We start from the raw sequence: 17265 nt of genomic DNA, 5'->3' as shown, positions 1-17265 counted from the left end.
AGGCAATGTCGTACACGGCAAAAAATCTGACCCTCAGCGGAAGCGAACTCATCGCGTTTCGCATCGGCGATCAGGAATTCTGCGTGAACATCATGGCAGTCCGCGAAATCCGGGGTTGGACCCCGGCGACCGCGATGCCGCACTCGCCATCTTATATGATTGGCGTCATAAACCTGCGTGGCGCGGTGCTGCCGATCATCGATCTGTCGGGCCGACTTGGCATGAAGCCGGTCGATCCGACCGCCCGCCACGTCATCATCGTCGCCCAGGTCCGCCGCAAAACGGTGGGCCTGCTGGTCGACGCTGTTTCCGACATTCTGACCGTCAATGAAGATGACATCCAGCCCACGCCCGAGATCTCCTCAGACCTTCAGCGTCAGTTCGCCCGCGGCATTCTCTCCATCGAAAAGCGAATGATCTGCCTGATCGAACTCGAAGCCCTGTTCCCCGACACCGAAAGCGAAGCCGCATGAACGCACTTGGCGTAAAAGATCAGAGGCAGTCTGGTGCTGACGAGGTTCTGGCGAGCGGGGAATACCCGCTGACGCGCCGCGATCTCTCGGAAATCGCCGCCATGATCTATGCGGATGCCGGAATCTATCTCAATGAGACGAAGGCCTCGCTGGTCTACTCTCGTCTGTCGAAGCACATCCGCAATCTCGGCCTTTCGGGGTTTCGCGAATATTGCGAGCTTGTCGCTTCGCCGGCAGGTGCTGCCGCCCGGCGCGAGATGCTGTCACACCTGACGACAAACTTCACGCGTTTCTTCCGAGAAAACCATCATTTCGAACACTTGCGCGACCATGTGCTGCCCGATCTACTGAACCGGGCGCGCGCCGGTGGCCGTGTCCGCATCTGGTCTGCTGCGTCCTCGGATGGGCAGGAGCCCTATTCGATCGCGTTGACCGTTCTGTCAATGATGCCGAACGCTGCCGACTACGACTTCAAGATTCTCGCGACCGACATCGACCCGAAGATCCTGGCGATCGCCCGGGCTGGCGCCTACGACGAAAACGCGCTGGAAACCGTCTCGCCTGCCATGCGTAAGCAATGGTTTACCGAGGTCGAGATGCAGGGACGCCGCAAGTTCCAGGTCGACGACCGCGTGAAGCGCCTCATCACCTACAACGAACTGAACCTGATGGCCCAGTGGCCGTTCAAGGGCAAGTTTGACGTCATCTTCTGCCGCAATGTCGTAATCTACTTTGACGAGCCGACCCAGATGAAGATCTGGCAGCGCTTTGCCGGCCTGCTGCCGGAGGGCGGCCATCTCTATATCGGCCATTCCGAGCGCGTCTCGGGCGAGGCCAAGCACGTCTTCGACAATATCGGCATCACCACCTATCGCTATACGTCCAAGGGTATCGGGAGGAAGGCATGAGCGCTCCGGCAAGAGTTCTCGTCGTTGACGACTCGCCGACCATGCGCGGCCTGATCTCGGCCGTCTTGAGTTCGGATCCCGAAGTCAACGTCATAGGCCAGGCCGGCGACGCCCTGGAGGCGCGCGAGGCGATCAAGCGGCTGAACCCCGATGTCTTAACGCTGGATATCGAGATGCCGAACATGAACGGCCTCGACTTCCTCGAAAAGATCATGCGCCTGCGGCCCATGCCCGTCATCATGGTCTCGACCATGACGCATCGCGGCGCGGAGGCGACGCTCGCAGCCCTTGAAATCGGTGCCTTCGATTGCGTCGGCAAGCCGCAGCCGGGCGAGCCGCGCCCCTTCGGCGACCTCGTCGAGAAGGTAAAGGCTGCCGCCCGCACGCAGCGCAATTTCGCCAAGCCGGCCAAGTCTGCCGCCGTCACGCCGCTCGCAGTGGCCGATTTCCGCGTCGGCCGCAAGATCGTGGCGATCGGTTCTTCGACCGGTGGCGTGGAAGCCCTGATCGCCGTGCTGCAGAAATTCCCGGCGAACTGCCCGCCGACCGTCATCACCCAGCATATGCCGCCGACCTTCACCAAGAGCTTTTCCGAACGGCTGAACCGCCTCTGCGCGCCGGTCGTGGAAGAAGCGACCGATGGCGCCCGTCTCGAGATCGGCAAGGTCTATCTTGCGCCTGGCGGCGAGCGTCATCTGCAGGTCTCCAATGCATCGGCGCCTTGCTGCCGGCTGGTCGAGCGGGGGCCGGTCAATGGCCATCGTCCATCGGTCGATGTGCTCTTCGATTCGGTTGCCGAACTCGCCGGACGCAATGCCGTCGGCGTGATCCTCACCGGCATGGGTCGCGATGGCGCCGCCGGGTTGTTAAAAATGCGACATGCAGGGGCCAGAACGCTTGGTCAGAACGAAAAAACCTGCGTCGTTTACGGAATGCCAAGAGTTGCCTACGAACTTGGCGCAGTTGAACAGCAGCTCCCGCTTGCTGCTATCGGCGAAGAAATATTGAAAATGACAGCCGCCCGAAAGGAAGGGACCGAATAATGTCGATCGCGGAGAAAATCAAAGTTCTGATCGTTGACGATCAGGTTACGAGCCGCCTGCTGCTCAGCGACGCGCTGACGCAGCTCGGCTTCAAGCAGATCACCTCTGCCGGCGATGGCGAGCAGGGTATGAAGATCATGGCGGAGCAGCCCCACCACCTCGTGATCTCGGACTTCAACATGCCGAAGATGGATGGCATCGGCTTCCTGCAGGCAGTCCGCAGCAATCCGAACACCAAGAAGGCGGCCTTCATCATCCTCACCGCACAGGGCGACCGTGCGCTGGTGACCAAAGCAGCGCAGCTCGGCGCAAACAACGTTCTGGCCAAGCCCTTCACCATCGAAAAGATGAAAGCGGCTATCGAAGCCGTGTTTGGAGCCCTGAAATGATCACTGAGGGTGCGGCCCGCCGCGTGCACATCATTCAGGGTGAATATAAGGTCCTGAGCGACCCGGATGCGGTGCTCACGACCATCCTTGGGTCGTGCGTGGCAGCCTGCCTCAGAGATCCTGTCGCTGGTGTTGGCGGCATGAACCACTTCCTGCTGCCGGGGACAGGCAACACCCCGATGACCGGCGGCGATGCCACGCGATACGGCGTACATCTCATGGAACTGCTGATCAACGGCCTCCTGAAAAAGGGCGCGCGACGCGACCGGCTGGAGGCCAAGATCTTCGGAGGAGCGAAGACGATCTCGACATTCTCGAATGTCGGCGAGCAGAACGCGGCCTTCGCCGTGCAGTTCCTTAGGGATGAAGGCATTCCGGTGGTCAGCTCCAGCACCGGCGGTGAGCATGGACGCAAGATCGAATATTGGCCGGTTTCCGGCCGTGCCCGGCAATACCCCCTGACCGGCGCCGAAACGCAGAAAACCGTCGCTCTCGAGCAGCGTCCCGCCGCTCCGCAGAAGCCCGCCGAGACCAGTATCGAATTCTTTTAATGGCGAGGATTTTTATATGACTTTTACACCGATTATCGAGCCGCCGGCGCCGGTCGAGGCGCTGAGCGACATATTGATGCGCATTGTCTCCGAGCTTCACGACGTTGCCTACCTGATGGAACGGATCGAGCCTCAGCTGATCGAACTGGGCGGCTCGGAAATCCTGAATTCCCCTGATAGCATGAAGGTGATGCAGGGCATCGATCTCGCCGTGCAGAAATCGCGCGGTCTGGCCGAATTCATCGACACCATCACCGGTGAAATTCCGCAGAACTGGTCGATCGATGTCGCCACCGCGCTGAGCCTTGTGAAGCTTGCCGAAATGCAGAAAGCACTCGGTGGCGGTACCCGTCACGGCCACTCCCAGCCGCTCAGCAAGGCGGCCGGCGACTTCGATTTCTTCTGATACCGCAATTCATTCCCGCATGCGCTGAACGAAACGCTCGCACAAGTTTCGGCGTCTATTCGTCAAATGAGGCAATAAGCCTGCTTTGTCTTTGACGGATCGTGCGAGAACAGAATGAATCTGTTAAATCAATTAGTTCAGATTATTAAGAACTTTGGTTCGCTTGGGCGGACGCGTTTGATGATCCTTGGTGGGGTCGGCGCCGCTTCCATCGCAATCATCTTGGCCGCGGCAATTTTCGTCAACAAACCGGCCCAGGAAACGCTTTATGTCGGCCTGGAGAAGCCCGATCTCAATCAGATCAGTATGGCGCTCGCCGAAAGCAACGTCGATTTCCAGGTTGGAACGGACGGCTCCAGCATCACCGTACCAGCAGGCATGACGGGCAAGGCCCGCCTGCTGCTTGCCGAACGCGGCCTGCCGAATAGCGCCAATGCCGGTTACGAGCTCTTCGATAATGTCGGTTCGCTCGGCCTCACCTCCTTCATGCAGGAAGTGACCCGCGTCCGCGCCCTCGAAGGTGAAATCGCCCGCACCATTCAATCGATCTCAGGCATCACCGCCGCGCGCGTCCACATCGTCATGCCCGAGGTCGGCAATTTCCGGAAGGCCGAACAGAAGCCGACGGCCTCCGTGATGATTCGCGCCAGTGCCGCGACGGGGCGAAACGCCGCCACCTCGATCCGCCACCTCGTCGCCTCGGCCGTGCCGGGGCTTGATATCGCTGACGTGACGATCCTCGATTCCGCCGGCCAGCTTCTCGCCTCCGGCGATGACGCCGCCAACGGTACGCTGAACCGCTCGCTCAATATCGTCCAGAACGTCCAGCAGGAAGTCGAATCGAACATCGACAAGGCGCTCGCCCCGTTCCTCGGCATGGACAACTTCCGCTCCAGCGTAACGGCCAATCTGAACACCGACGCCCAGCAGATCCAGGAAACCACCTACGACCCGGAATCCAAGGTCGAGCGCTCGGTCCGCTCCACCAAGGAAGCCCAGCAGTCGCAGCAGAACCAGGCCGACAACGCGACGACGGTCGAGCAGAACATTCCGCAGGCCGCACCTGAAGCTGGCGGCGCCACCGGCCCGCAGTCGCAGGACAAGTCCGACAAGCGCGAAGAGCAGACCAACTACGAAATCAACAGCAAGACCACGGCCACGACGCGCAACAGCTACCGGGTCGAAAAGCTCTCGGTCGCCGTCGTCGTCAACAAGGGCCGCATCGCCAAGATGGTGGGCGAACCGGCAGACCAGGCCAAGATCGACGCCTATCTCGCAGAGATGAAAAGCATCGTCGCCTCGGCCGCCGGCCTCGATACCAACCGAGGCGACGTCGTCACCGTCACCGCAATGGACTTCCTCGAGAACCAGCTTCTCGACGATGCCAACAATGGCGTCCATGTCATGGACATGCTGAGCCGCAACCTCGCAGGCATCATCAACTCGCTGGCCTTCGTCGCGGTCGCCTTCGTGGTGGTCTGGCTGGGCGTGCGTCCTCTCATCCGCACCGTCAACGGCTCGGGTTCATCCACCGCAGTTTTCGGCGACGCCACTCCGGAATCGGCTGGCCTGGAACTGCCCGACTTCGCACCGTCGGGCGCTTCCGCGGGCGGCGCACTCATGGATGGCTTCGGCTCCGACTTCGGCTTCGACAGCACCGAGGATCTGCTCAGTCTCGGCGACGACGACGGCAACTTCAACCGCCGCGTCAAGGAAGGTCCGGAACGCAAGCTCGCCCGTATGGTGGAGATCAACGAGGAGCGCGCCGCGAAGATCCTCAGGAAATGGGCCATCGACGAAGCTGCATAATGAAAAGGCCGGGAAACCGGCCTTTTTCTTTCTCGTCTGTGGATATATCGGCCGGTAACAAGAACGTTACCGGCACTCGTGACCGGCTCGTAAGGAGCCGGTTACTCTATTGCAGAGAGTTCTGATGTAGAGATCGCCAGGCAGCGGGATGACGCCCTTCGCATGATGCTCAAGCCGTGCATAAGGCGGATGGCGCAAGTATGTCTCCAGTAGAACAATAGATCGTTGCTTTCGCGCGTTTGAAATCTGCTTCTACCGGGGCTTTCGGTTGCGGCACTTCCTTGGCCGGAACTGTGATAATTACGTCATTCAGACCGATAATTCCGCTCAGTGTCACTCGCGCATAAGGTGAGAAACATTGCGGCCAATGCCAGAATCATCCTAGTTTTATACATCTTCGCGAGAGTGGAGTGGTGATCGAATCACTGCATGGAAGGTCGCAAAAGTAAATCCCCAGAAGTCGGAGATGGTGATTTACGATGGTTGGCTTACCCTTAAGTGATTCGAAGTGGGATTCGCGTGGGGCATGTGTTTGAATCCCTTTCACAAAAACCGAACTTCTTTGCGAGAACCGACAGTTTCTCAGCCGCAGGTCACTGCCAATGGATATGGACATATTTCAGGCGAATAAAGGCGAGAAGCAGATGGCGAACTTCGTCGGCGCCAATGTGCCGGATCTTTTGCCGCGCGACGAACTGATCGATCGCCTTCGCGTCATCGCCGAAACCGGCAAATTGCATGCCGGCTTGCTGGCGCTGACCGAGTATGTCGGCGCCATGCACTATCTGATGGCGCGCTGCGATCTCATCCAGGAAAGCGGTCTGGACTTTATCGTTTCGTCCGACTGGCCTTTCGATCTGGTGAAGGAGGTCGCCAATGACCTGGTCGTGGGTTATGCGCGCTCGACCGAATTCGAGAAGTGCATGCAGGTGCTGCAGCCGGGCTTCGCACTCCTGCCGGACAGCGCCGATGTGCCGCATGGCGCGAGCCGCCAATATTGCTCGCTGACCTTGAATGTCGGCCGCTCTCGCCTGGTGCTGATGTTCTTGTTCAGGGAAGGTTTCGTTCTTTCGCCGGAACGTCTCCGGGACGTGGGCCTGCTTGCAGGCTATTTCGCAAGCTTCCTTCGGTGCGGGGGCACGAAGGTCGATCGCGATTTCGAACTGACCGACCGGGAGCTGGAATGCCTCTTCTGGATTGCGGAAGGCAAGACAAGCGACGAGATCGCCATGATCCTCGGCATCTCCCGGAATACCATCAATAACTATATCACCAGCGTGATGCGGAAGACTGCAACGAAGACGCGTTCCGAGGCGATAGCCTTCGCCGTTCGCAACAATCTCGTCTGAGGGAAATTATGGGCCATCATCCAGGCAGGGCGCTAGGCAATACGGACCAGATGCGCATGGTACGTGTGAACAGGATTTCCAGCCGGTCTGACCTTTTCCCGCGCCTGATTGCCATGCAGAAGCTCGCGGATGCGCAAGGCTTCGCCGTTTTTCGTGTCACCGGCTCCGGCGTGCCGGCAAAGCAGCGACTGATCTGCGAGCTGGAAAACTGGAGTCCCTCGAATGCCGGCTTCGGCAAGGGCTTCGTCGATGCCCATGGCGAGGCTTTGCTCGACCATATCGATCGCTCGCTGCTGCCTTTGTTCTGGGCCGGTAGCCATGATCGTGCAGCTCCTGGCCCTGCCGACTTCTCTCCCTTCATGGTGAGGCTGAAAGACGGCATGGTGCCTTTCTCCGGTCTCGCATTTCCAGTGCGCCTTGGCGCCATCGGCAATGGCTTCGTGCTTTTCACCGGCGACGATATCGATCCGTCGAGCGATACGATCATCGAGCTGCATGGCCGGTGCTGCAATGTGATGATGGACCTTCTGTCGCTCGATGAGCGGCGTGCGGCGGCGACCGAAGCGCTGAGCGAGCGTGAGATCGCCTGCCTTCAGCTTGCCGGCGACGGCCGTATCAGCGAAGAAATCGCCGACAAGCTCGGCCTGTCCGTCCACACGGTGAACGCCTATCTCGGCTCGGCGACCATTAAGCTCGATTCGGTCAACCGCATCCAGGCGATCGCGAAGGCGATACGTCTCGGCTACATCAGCTAGGGCTCTGAGAACGGCAAAGCCCGGCGCCTTGCGGGCCGGGCCTGATATTCTCAAACGGAAGTGCTTTAGCCGGCGAGCGCCTGCAGCTTTGCCACTATATAGCGCGCTTCGTGCAGGCTTCTCTGGAGAAAAGCCGTGTTTGCGTCCGGATCGCTGGAGGCGTTCTGAAAGGAAATATGATTGATCTCGATGCCGGCATGGTCTTCGGCGAGTGTCAGCTGCGCATAGACGGTCACGCCGCGCGGCTTGATTTCGAGATCGAGCACAACTTCAGGCTTACCGCCCCATTCCAGCGTATAATTTCCCCCCAGGCCGAAGTTGACAGTGCCAGGATGGAAAAACAGTTCCGCTGCGGAAGCGACGAGGTCGGCGAGATTGCCGTAATACTCGAAACGCAGCAGAGAAATGAGATCGGATGCGTCCAGAAGCCTGAGCTCGGTTGCGACCGGGCTGATCGCTTCTGCAAGGATTTTTTCACGCTGGGCAGAGTAGGGGCATTTTTTCATTCGACTTATCTTACCCGTTTGTTCTTGGCCTCCGCGGCGTAAACCCGATGAATGAGTTCCGCGACGGCCTTATAGAAGACTGACGGTATGACACTATCCACCGAGACTTGCGCAAACATGGAGCGTGCGAGAGGTGGATCCTCGAAGACAGGGATGTCGTTCTTCTCGGCGATCTCTCTGATTTTTAACGCAATAAGGTCCTGGCCCTTGGCAAGGACGACCGGTGCATCGTTTTCTTCGCGTACGTAGCGCAGCGCTACGGCATAGTGCGTCGGGTTGGCGATGACGAGGGTGGCACGCTGGACACTGGCGATCATGCGTCGGCGGGCGCGGTCACGCATGACAGAGCGCTGCCTGCTCTTGACGAAGGGGTCGCCCTGCGACTGCTTATTTTCTTCCTTTATCTCGTGCTTCGTCATCTTCAGTTCGGTGAACCAATGATAGCGCGTCCAGAAGACGTCGGCGATCGCAACGATCGCGGTGGCGACCAGCATGACGATGATGATCTTGCGCATCGCGGTCATCATGCGAACCATGATCGTCTGGGGATCGGAGAACATCGCATCGATCGAGCCGAAATATTCGCTTCTGAGGACGAAGAAGAGAATCACTCCGACGACAACCACCTTGAACAGCGACTTACCGAATTCGACGAGGCCTTGAAGGCTGAAGAGCCGCGACCACCCCTTGATCAGTGAAATACGCGAGGCCTGCGGACGGATGCGTTCGAGAACCGGAGTCGGCAGGTTCTGAAAGACGGACGAGGCGATGCCGAACGCCATGAACATGATGAAGGCAGGGGCCAGAAGCGCAGCCATAGCCCAGCCGAGCTTCGCAAAGAGCGAGAGGACGTCAGGTCCGGTCTCGATCTTCCACTGATCTGGCTGCTCGAAGACGTCACGCAGGGTCTCGGCCATGTGTGACGTCGCGTCGGGAAGGAAGAAGACGAGATAGATGAAGGTCGCCAGAATCGTCGTGAAGATCGAGATTTCGCGCGAGTGGGGGGTATTACCTTTTTCGGCAGCATCAGACCGCTTTTTCGCGGTAGGGGCTTCTGTTTTGCTGTCCTTGTCTTCATCGGCCAAGTCTGCGGCCCTCCGTCAAAGAAAAAGGCCGCGACTGGAGCGCGGCCCATTTCCCCGAAGGGTAGTCTTGTGCGTGCTGCTGATCAACCGCCGCCTTGTGGGCGGGGGGGCTTGTCAACAACTGCGATCGTCTAGGCGGCGGCCGGGCCGCCTTCCTTTTCCTTGAGCTCGATCTGGCCGGCATTGGCCAGGCGAATCGCTTCCTGCGCGACGGCGCGCCGCGCAATCGCGATCTCGCGTGGATTGACGCCGGCCATGCCGCTCTGCAGATCCGATTCGATCATGCGGCGCTGGCGCGGGCTGATGGAGGAAAGGACCGATTCGCGGATTTCGGCCGATGCGCCGCGCAGTGCGACGGTGAGAACGTCGGACGAAATATCGTTGAGCAGCATCACGCGGCTGCGCTGCGGCATCAACATGAGGTCTTCGAAAAGGAAGATCTTCGGACGAACCTTGTTCACCGCTTCGCGGTTGATCGATTCGAGCGAGGTGAGCAGCGTGTCGACCTGCGGTTTGTCCATTTCGTTCATTAGGTCGGCGACCTTGGTGGAGCCTGACGCGTTGCGTTCCGCGTCGATCTCGGCAAGCAGCGTCATCACCTGGTTTTCGATGATCTGCGCGGCCTTCGGGCTGACGCCCTTCATGTTGACCGTACGGTTCATGATGTCGGCGCGGCGGTTGTCGGGAAGCTGCAGCAGCACCTTCGCGCCGAAGGACGACGGCATCATGGACAGGATATAGGCAACGGTCTGCGGATGCTCGCGCAGCAGGAACTGGGCGACGAAGGCAGGTTCCGCCTCGGCGAGACGGTCCCAGATGGATGTTTCGTAGGCCTGGAAGGCGGTACGGCGGCCAAGCAGGCTGTCGACTTCGTCAGGCGTCAGCCCTTCCTCGAGGATGGCCTCGATCGCCTTGGCGTTGTCCATCAGACCGGCGCCTTCGGTGAAGAGATCTTCGAATTCGCCGACGAGCTGAAGAAGCTCGTCCGGCGGGATGGCACGAAGCGCCTGGGCAGATCCGATGATGGTCTGCAACTCGGCCTGCGTGAAATATTTCAGCAGTCGGCCGGCGACCCCCTTCCCCATAGCGAGAAGAACTGCCGCCGCCTTTTCAGCCTGGGTCAACGGTTTCCCGGCAAGTGCGCCGCCGAAATCGTCAAAGTCCATCATGGTCTAACCTCTCCGTCCCGCACAGGGATCAGGCTTTTTTCGTGCTCAAAACTTCTATCAGTTTTACACCGAATCGCGTGTCGTCGTTATCAAGAACCGTAATCTCGCCGCGTGCAATCCTGCGGCCATTCACCATTATCTCGACCGGCTCGCCGATCTTCTTGTCGAGCGCGATGGTAGCACCCTCGGTGAGGTTCATCAGGCCGGAAACCTGCATGCGGCTCGTCCCGAGCACGATCTGGACATCGATAGGGATGTCCATGATCAGGTCGAAGTTCGAGTTCAGTGCGCTCCCGAGCGGTGCCGGAGCGGACTGGAAGGAATTGCCGCCGAAGCTCGGCGCGGCGTCAAGGCTGGGAAAGCCTGCTGCGCCCATGCCGGCAGCATTGTCACCGAAATCACTGCCCCCGAAATCGCCGCCTGCAAAATCGGCACCGCCGAAGGCGGTTTCGCCGGCATCACCACCGAACGGCGAAAGGTCCGTTCCTGCTGCGAAAGCATCGTTCTGCAGGTCGTCGCCGAACTGCGGAAGGTCGCCGTCCGAATCTTTCTTCAGCACGCCGCGCAGATCGTCGATAGCCTGATCCAGATCGGCTTCATTGCCCGGCATGTCCAGGGAGAGGTCACTATTCTGCTGTGTCTTCTTCGTAGCCATGAAATCACTATTCCAGTTGAAACTTGCCTCAAACTGCCTTTGTGGCCCTGAGAGCGAGAGAACCGATTAATTCATTAAGTGCCGGATCAGCTCATCATCCGAATTCATGGTGTCTTTCACTCGCACCATGTAGTTGTCGCCTGAACGCCCGAACTCGCACACATACAATTCTCGGCTGTTGGCGCTGACTTCGACGCGTACGTCGCCGCTGTCGCGGAAAGGAATGACGTCGCCGGCCATCAGTTTGGAAATCGTTCTGAGCGTCAGATCCTGCAGGCGGATCTTCGCTTCGAGGGTCACCTGCGACCGGCGAACCTGGTCGCCGATCTGCTCCGTCCACTCCGGCGACTTGCTCGGCTGCTTCTTCGGCTTCGGGGCAGAGACCTTGGTCTTGAGCAGCGCTGCCTGGGGGACGATCAGGCTGAATTCGGAAGTGATGCCGGCAAGCGTGATCGACATGTTGATTGCCGCCGCGAATTCATCCGGACGGTCTTCCGGCGGACGGATGCGTGCTTCAAGAGCGAAGGGAGCCGACAGGCTGGGCTCGAATCCGCCAGGCGCGTTGACGGCAGAACGCAGCACCTTGGAAATCTTGTCGAACACCATGCCGGCGAGGTCGATCTCGATAACGGAGAGAAGCCGGTCGGCCGGCTCCTCGATCGTTTCGGCAGCAGCGCCAAGCAGATGTTCCATCAGGGTAATGATGAAACTGTTGCCACAGGCGATGGTGATGTTCTGAGACCAATTGCGCAGCGTCGCATCGACCAGCGTCATGTTGGAGCTGAGATCGTCGATCAGATGATTCTTGTAACCGATCTCGCAGCCGAGATAGCCGACTGTCACGTCGAGGCCGGTTTCGCTCTTCAGGATATCAGGAAGGAATTCGCTGTAGATATCGCTGAAGGAACTGCAGAGCTTGGCAACCCTGCCCTTGTCGCCGAGACCGCCGGTCAGTTTGGCAAGGAGAGCTGGATCCATTGTCTGGTTGTCATGCGAAGCATTGCTCATAGTCATTTAAGCTGCCTTGTTTTCGCCACCTGGGTTCATCATTTCCTGTTCCACTGCGTCGATCGACGGGCGTTCATACGCCGAGATCGTCTTACGGCCATATTCGAGGGCGACCTGCGGCACCGAGCCGTTCATGTAGGCAAGCAGGGTCTGCTTGACGACGACGTAGAGGCGGTGCTGCTTGGAGCGGACGACCTTGATCTGCGAGACCAGCGGTGAGCAGACGCAGTAGGAAAGCAGAATGCCGAGGAATGTGCCGACGAGGGCCGAACCGATGAGGTGGCCGAGCACTTCCGGCGAGTCGTTGATATGCGCCATGGCCTTGATGACGCCGAGAACCGCCGCGACGATACCGATAGCGGGGAATGAATCGCCCATGATCTGGATCGCGTGGTAGGGCTTCATCTTGTCATGAAGGATGGTGTTGATTTCTTCGTCCATCAGCGCCTCGATCTCGTGGGAGCGGGCGTTGCCGATGATGATCAGGCGCACATAGTCGCAGATGAAGGCCGTCAGTTCCTTGTTCTTCAGAACCGTCGGAGCCTGCTGGAAGATCGTCGATTCGGCCGGATTGTCGATATGCGCTTCGATTTCGTTGCGCGATTTCGTACGCAGGTCGCGCATCAGTGAATAGAGCACGCCGAGCGTATCGAGGTAGTTGCGCTCCTTGGGAACGGAGTGCTTGAAGGCCTCTCCGAGCGCCTTGCCGGAGTCCTTCACCACCTTCATGGGGTTGGCCATGATGAAGCTGCCGAGACCCGCGCCGCCGATGATCAGGAATTCGAAGGGCTGAAAAAGAGCATCGACTTCGCCGCCCATGGCCATGAAGCTACCGACGATACAGCCGCAGACAACTACAAATCCGATAATAATATTCATCGTCAGCCCAATCTGAACGTTGCTTTTCTTTGCGACGGATAGGGTTTGTGCCTTGCGTGAGGCTGATGAACGCGGCTTTCGCGCATTCATTTGCGCTACCAGCTTCGCGCAAGGATTTGCCTTCATATTGAACGTGACGAGTGGGCCTATGCGCGCCCATGTCTGAGATGCCGCTCAGCGGAACCCGTGGCCGAACTAAAAGGAGCCCGGTGTTTCGTCCCGTTTATCGCCAATGTGGAGCTTACCGACATGCAATCCGGTCTTTACGTTTCCCTGTCGTCGCAGATGGCTCTCGAGAAACGCCTGACGACGATCGCCGACAATATGGCCAACGTGAACACGACCGGTTTTCGCGGCACTGAGGTAAAGTTCGATGAAATGTTGGCGAACAACGAGAACAAGACGAACACCAAGGTCGCCTTCGTCTCCCAGGGCAACGACTACCTGGACACCACTCACGGCGAAATGCAGCACACCGGCAACATGCTCGACTTCGCCATCAAGGGCGATGCCTGGTTCTCTCTCGATACGCCCGCCGGCCGCGTTCTGACGAGGGACGGCCGCTTCACGATGCGGGATACCGGCGAGCTGGTTTCCATCCGCGGCTATCCGGTTCTCGATGCAGGCGGTGCGCCGATCGTGCTCAACACCGCCGGCGGCGAGCCGAAGGTCGGCACTGATGGCATCATCTATCAGAATGACCGCCAGGTCGGTTCACTCGGCCTCTTCGAAGCCGATATCAGCAAGGGTTACCTGCGCTACGAAAACAGCGGCATCATGACGACCGAGCAGCCGCGCGCCGTCGTCGACCGCTTCAATGTCGGTGTCGAGCAGGGCTATCTGGAAAACTCCAACGTCAATGCGATGCACGAGATGACGCAGCTGATCGAGGTGAATCGCGCTTTCGATAGCGTGTCGTCGCTGATGCGCGACAGCGAAGACTCCTTCAAGGAAGCGGTTCAGACGCTGGGCGGCAGCCGCTAAGGCAGGGTGTGAAGCATGAACACCACCCTGTTGACCGAGGACGCGCTCTCGCCGAAGCTCACGCATCTCGGCGACCTTGCAAAGCGCTACACGTCGCCGGAATTCTCCGTGACCCATGGCGGTCGCGTGCACACCATCGCCGCCGGCCACTATACCGTCCGCGGCCTTTCCCGGCATGTGCGGCTTGGCGAGTTCGTGGCGCATAAATCCGCGACGGGTGTCCATCTTGGCGAAGTGGTCAGGGTAGAGCCGGACCTGGTTTACGTCTGCCCGATCGAACCGGGCGAGCCGATCGGCATCCATGACATCGTCATCCGCAAGGGTGCCTTCCGTATATCTCCGTCAGACAGCTGGTGCGGCCGCACCATCAATTCCCTCTGCGAGCCGATCGACGGTCTCGGCCCGATCACCGAAGGCCTGGACCGCCGTTCGATCTCGAACACTGCGCCGCCTTCGATGACGCGGCAGCGCGTCGAAAACGGCTTCAAGACCGGCGTGCGCGCAATCGATATCTTCTCGCCGCTCTGCCTCGGTCAGCGTCTCGGCATTTTCGCCGGCTCCGGCGTCGGCAAGTCGACGCTGCTGTCGATGTTGGCCCGTGCCGACGCCTTCGACAAGGTGGTGATCGCGCTGGTCGGCGAACGCGGTCGCGAAGTCCGCGAATTCATCGAGGATACGCTCGGCACCAATATGAAGAAGGCGATTGCCGTCGTTGCCACCAGCGACGAGAGCCCGATGCTGCGCAAGATGGCGCCGCTGACGGCGGTCACGATCGCTGAGCACTTCCGCGACAAGGGCGAAAATGTTCTCTTCATCGTCGACAGCGTGACGCGCTTCGCCCATGCCATCCGCGAGGTGGCGACCGCCTCGGGCGAGCCGCCGATCGCGCGCGGCTATCCGGCGTCCGTCTTCACCGAGCTGCCGCGTCTTCTGGAGCGCGCCGGTCCCGGTCCGGAAGGTGCAGGCACCATCACCGCGATCATTTCCATCCTCGTCGATGGCGACAATCATAACGACCCGATCGCCGACTCCACTCGCGGTATTCTCGACGGTCACATCGTTCTCCAGCGAAGCCTGGCGGAGGAGGGGCGCTACCCGCCAATCGATCCGCTCGCATCCATCTCGCGTCTTGCCCGCAAGGCCTGGACTCCGGATCAGGAGAAGCTGGTTTCCCGCCTCAAGGTGCTGATCCACCGCTTCGAGGAAACGCGCGACCTGCGCCTTATCGGCGGCTACCGTCCCGGCGCCGATGCCGATCTCGACATGGCGGTCAAGCAGGTACCGATCATCTATGACGTCCTGAAACAATCTCCGGGAGACCGCGAATCGCTTGATGCCTTCGCCGATCTTGCCGGTGCTCTCAAGGCCGCCGCCGGCGTACCGACTCCGAGTGCGCCTATTCAAAGGAGGGCCTGATCATGGCCGATTTCGAAGACGAACGGATCGCCGCGCTGAAAGAGCGTAACAAGGGAGTGCTGCTCGACCGCGCGCTGACCTTTTTGGGTTTGGCACTTGCCGGCGCTTCCGCCTTCTTCCCCTGGTACGTCTTCTTCAACGCGGACAAGTTCGGCATCAGCGTCGCCGATAGCAATGCCTCTCGTGAATTGCCGAACTGGCCGGCGCGCAACGTCTTCAGCGTTTCACCGCTCGCCATGGTCAACAAGAACGATGAAGGCAAGAAAGTCCCACCGATCGACAATATGACGACGGCAACCGTTTCCGAGCTCGGCAAGGAGCGCAATGGCGACGCCTCGATGGAGGATCAGCCTTTCCCCGGCAAAGGCTCTTTCCGTTTGCTGCACGTGGCCAACGGCCGGGCGCTCATTGAAGATCCTTCGGGCATGTATGTCGTGCGCGTCGGCTCGATCCTGCCTGACGAAAGCCGCCTTGCCACATTGGAACAGCGCGACGGCAAGTGGGTGATCGTTACTTCCAAGGGTGAGATCTACCAGAACAACTAGTTCAGGCAAGAGGACGAATCGCTGTGAGGCCCTGTCGGAGAAACGACCGGGCGGCGGATGGTCGCTGTCTGCAAGTAATCTCGAAGAATGGCTTGTAAAGCCCGCATTTACCGTAAGTCCCACGCAAGATTACCGCCCTAGGTTCGGCCTAGTAAAAACGGAGAGTTCTCATGCAACCGATTCAACTTTTCGACTTGGCTTCAAAGCAGGCGGAATGGCTGACGATTCGTCAGGAGGTTGTTGCCGGCAACATCGCGAATGCAAACACGCCGAAATTTCGGGCGAAGGATGTGACGCCTTTTCAGGCTGTGCTCGACCAGTCGGACGTCACCATGACGCGCACCAATCCGATGCACCTGAGCGGCAACGATTTCAGCACGAGCGGTGACATTGACGTGAAGGATGCCGCGCTCGACCAGGAAATCGGCGTTCAGGAATCCGGCAACACCGTAGGTGTGGCCGAAGAACTCTCCAAGTCCGGCGAGATCAAGCGTCAGTACGACCTGAATACCTCGCTCGTCAGTTCCTTTCATCGAATGATGTTGATGACCGTAAGGAAGTAGCCTCATGGATCCGCTTTCAGCAGCAATGAAAATCGCAGGTTCCGGGCTCGAATCGCAGTCGACACGTCTGCGCATCGTCTCGGAAAACATCGCCAACGCCCGCTCGACAGGCGACACACCCGGTGCCGATCCTTATCGCCGCAAGACCATCACCTTCGGCCAGCAACTGGATCGCACCAGCGGCGTCGAGACCGTCAACGTCAAGAAAATCGGTACTGACGAAGGCGATTTCACCAAGGAATATGATCCGAGCAATCCGGCTGCGGACGAGAAGGGCATCGTCAAGATGCCGAACGTCAACATCCTGATCGAGATGGCCGACATGCGCGAAGCCAACCGTTCCTATGACGCCAATCTGCAGACGATCAAGCAGACTCGCGACCTCATTTCCTCGACGATCGATCTCCTGAAGAGCGGACAATAATGATCAGCAGCGTACAGAACGTAAGCAATCTCTCGATGACCCGCGCCCTCGGCGCCATCGACACCGAAAATTCCGCCTCCTCTTCGACCGCAACCTCATCTGCTGCGGCCGGCGTTTCCAACGGCCTGAGCTTCGCCTCCGTCATGGGCAACATGGCGACCGAAGCCGTCAGCAGCCTGAAGGGCGCGGAAAACATGTCCTTTGCCGGCATCAAGGGTACGGCCTCGACGCGCGAGGTCGTCGATTCCATGCTGCAGGCGGAGCAGACGCTCCAGACTGCAATCGCCATTCGCGACAAGGTCGTCTCGGCCTTCCTCGAAGTCACCAAGATGCAGATGTAACTGATTT

At 59.3% G+C, this 17265-nt stretch carries 21 protein-coding genes; 15 read left to right on the top strand and 6 right to left on the bottom strand.

Annotated features, from left to right (window positions below; translation table 11 throughout):
* The first annotated feature begins 5 nt into the window (after positions 1 to 5).
* The 9 genes from AC1DTN_RS00915 to visR all read left to right on the top strand — a co-directional run bounded on the left by AC1DTN_RS00915 (position 6) and on the right by visR (position 7683).
* Complete coding sequence (locus AC1DTN_RS00915; RefSeq protein ID WP_439014082.1) at positions 6 to 473, top strand: chemotaxis protein CheW; 468 nt, start codon at positions 6 to 8, stop codon at positions 471 to 473.
* Positions 470 to 1381 (top strand): protein-glutamate O-methyltransferase CheR, encoded by a 912-nt coding sequence (gene cheR / locus AC1DTN_RS00910; protein ID WP_439014083.1) that lies wholly within the window; start codon positions 470 to 472, stop codon positions 1379 to 1381. The genes AC1DTN_RS00915 and cheR overlap by 4 nt, the downstream gene beginning before the upstream one ends.
* A complete protein-coding gene (gene cheB, locus AC1DTN_RS00905) occupies positions 1378 to 2424 on the top strand; it encodes a protein-glutamate O-methylesterase CheB (protein WP_113323613.1) in 1047 nt (348 codons plus the stop codon). Before cheR ends, cheB begins: the two co-directional genes overlap by 4 nt.
* Positions 2424 to 2813 carry a response regulator gene (locus AC1DTN_RS00900; protein WP_007816129.1) on the top strand — a complete coding sequence of 130 codons (390 nt, stop codon included), beginning with the start codon at positions 2424 to 2426 and terminating at the stop codon, positions 2811 to 2813. The genes cheB and AC1DTN_RS00900 overlap by 1 nt, the downstream gene beginning before the upstream one ends.
* The gene (gene cheD, locus AC1DTN_RS00895; protein WP_007816127.1) at positions 2810 to 3364 is read left to right on the top strand and encodes a chemoreceptor glutamine deamidase CheD; all 555 of its coding nucleotides are present in this window, start codon (positions 2810 to 2812) and stop codon (positions 3362 to 3364) included. The genes AC1DTN_RS00900 and cheD overlap by 4 nt, the downstream gene beginning before the upstream one ends.
* 16 nt (positions 3365 to 3380) lie before the next feature.
* Positions 3381 to 3770 carry a chemotaxis protein CheT gene (gene cheT, locus AC1DTN_RS00890; RefSeq protein WP_113323614.1) on the top strand — a complete coding sequence of 130 codons (390 nt, stop codon included), beginning with the start codon at positions 3381 to 3383 and terminating at the stop codon, positions 3768 to 3770.
* Between the two features lie 114 nt (positions 3771 to 3884).
* Positions 3885 to 5579 (top strand): flagellar basal-body MS-ring/collar protein FliF, encoded by a 1695-nt coding sequence (gene fliF / locus AC1DTN_RS00885; protein ID WP_477919581.1) that lies wholly within the window; start codon positions 3885 to 3887, stop codon positions 5577 to 5579.
* Between the two features lie 602 nt (positions 5580 to 6181).
* A complete protein-coding gene (gene visN, locus AC1DTN_RS00880) occupies positions 6182 to 6928 on the top strand; it encodes a transcriptional regulator VisN (protein WP_113323616.1) in 747 nt (248 codons plus the stop codon).
* An 8-nt stretch (positions 6929 to 6936) separates the two neighbouring features.
* Positions 6937 to 7683, top strand: coding sequence for a transcriptional regulator VisR (visR, locus tag AC1DTN_RS00875; RefSeq protein WP_113323617.1), 747 nt, complete (start codon positions 6937 to 6939; stop codon positions 7681 to 7683).
* Positions 7684 to 7748: 65 nt separating this feature from the next.
* Here visR and AC1DTN_RS00870 read toward each other — a convergent pair whose 3' ends face one another.
* The 6 genes from AC1DTN_RS00870 to motA all read right to left on the bottom strand — a co-directional run bounded on the left by AC1DTN_RS00870 (position 7749) and on the right by motA (position 12985).
* Positions 7749 to 8189 carry a hypothetical protein gene (locus AC1DTN_RS00870; RefSeq protein WP_477919579.1) on the bottom strand — a complete coding sequence of 147 codons (441 nt, stop codon included), beginning with the start codon at positions 8187 to 8189 and terminating at the stop codon, positions 7749 to 7751.
* A 5-nt stretch (positions 8190 to 8194) separates the two neighbouring features.
* A complete protein-coding gene (flhB, locus tag AC1DTN_RS00865) occupies positions 8195 to 9274 on the bottom strand; it encodes a flagellar biosynthesis protein FlhB (RefSeq protein WP_439014085.1) in 1080 nt (359 codons plus the stop codon).
* 131 nt (positions 9275 to 9405) lie between these two features.
* Positions 9406 to 10443 carry a flagellar motor switch protein FliG gene (fliG, locus tag AC1DTN_RS00860; protein ID WP_007816114.1) on the bottom strand — a complete coding sequence of 346 codons (1038 nt, stop codon included), beginning with the start codon at positions 10441 to 10443 and terminating at the stop codon, positions 9406 to 9408.
* 28 nt (positions 10444 to 10471) lie between these two features.
* A complete protein-coding gene (gene fliN / locus AC1DTN_RS00855; RefSeq protein ID WP_113323619.1) occupies positions 10472 to 11098 on the bottom strand; it encodes a flagellar motor switch protein FliN in 627 nt (208 codons plus the stop codon).
* A gap of 66 nt (positions 11099 to 11164) precedes the next feature.
* Positions 11165 to 12112, bottom strand: a complete 948-nt coding sequence (locus AC1DTN_RS00850) for a FliM/FliN family flagellar motor switch protein (protein ID WP_113323620.1) — start codon at positions 12110 to 12112, stop codon at positions 11165 to 11167.
* On the bottom strand, positions 12113 to 12985 hold the full coding sequence (gene motA / locus AC1DTN_RS00845) for a flagellar motor stator protein MotA (protein ID WP_037071050.1): 873 nt from the start codon (positions 12983 to 12985) through the stop codon (positions 12113 to 12115).
* 249 nt (positions 12986 to 13234) lie between these two features.
* Here motA and flgF point away from each other — a divergent pair, with 249 nt between their 5' ends.
* The 6 genes from flgF to fliE all read left to right on the top strand — a co-directional run bounded on the left by flgF (position 13235) and on the right by fliE (position 17258).
* The gene (flgF, locus tag AC1DTN_RS00840; RefSeq protein WP_439014086.1) at positions 13235 to 13969 is read left to right on the top strand and encodes a flagellar basal-body rod protein FlgF; all 735 of its coding nucleotides are present in this window, start codon (positions 13235 to 13237) and stop codon (positions 13967 to 13969) included.
* Positions 13970 to 13984: 15 nt separating this feature from the next.
* Entirely contained in the window at positions 13985 to 15385 is a 1401-nt protein-coding gene (fliI, locus tag AC1DTN_RS00835) for a flagellar protein export ATPase FliI (protein ID WP_439014087.1), read from the top strand.
* A gap of 2 nt (positions 15386 to 15387) precedes the next feature.
* Positions 15388 to 15930, top strand: a complete 543-nt coding sequence (locus AC1DTN_RS00830; RefSeq protein WP_007816102.1) for a hypothetical protein — start codon at positions 15388 to 15390, stop codon at positions 15928 to 15930.
* Between the two features lie 170 nt (positions 15931 to 16100).
* Positions 16101 to 16493 carry a flagellar basal body rod protein FlgB gene (gene flgB, locus AC1DTN_RS00825; RefSeq protein ID WP_132652652.1) on the top strand — a complete coding sequence of 131 codons (393 nt, stop codon included), beginning with the start codon at positions 16101 to 16103 and terminating at the stop codon, positions 16491 to 16493.
* A 4-nt stretch (positions 16494 to 16497) separates the two neighbouring features.
* Positions 16498 to 16917, top strand: coding sequence for a flagellar basal body rod protein FlgC (gene flgC, locus AC1DTN_RS00820; RefSeq protein ID WP_113012948.1), 420 nt, complete (start codon positions 16498 to 16500; stop codon positions 16915 to 16917).
* Complete coding sequence (gene fliE, locus AC1DTN_RS00815; protein ID WP_310378846.1) at positions 16917 to 17258, top strand: flagellar hook-basal body complex protein FliE; 342 nt, start codon at positions 16917 to 16919, stop codon at positions 17256 to 17258. Before flgC ends, fliE begins: the two co-directional genes overlap by 1 nt.
* The last annotated feature ends 7 nt before the right edge of the window (positions 17259 to 17265 follow it).

This window comes from Rhizobium sp. 01T444 (assembly GCF_056398305.1).
The sequence above is the reverse complement of the archived record's forward strand: the minus strand, read 5'-3'. Positions and strand labels throughout refer to the sequence as shown.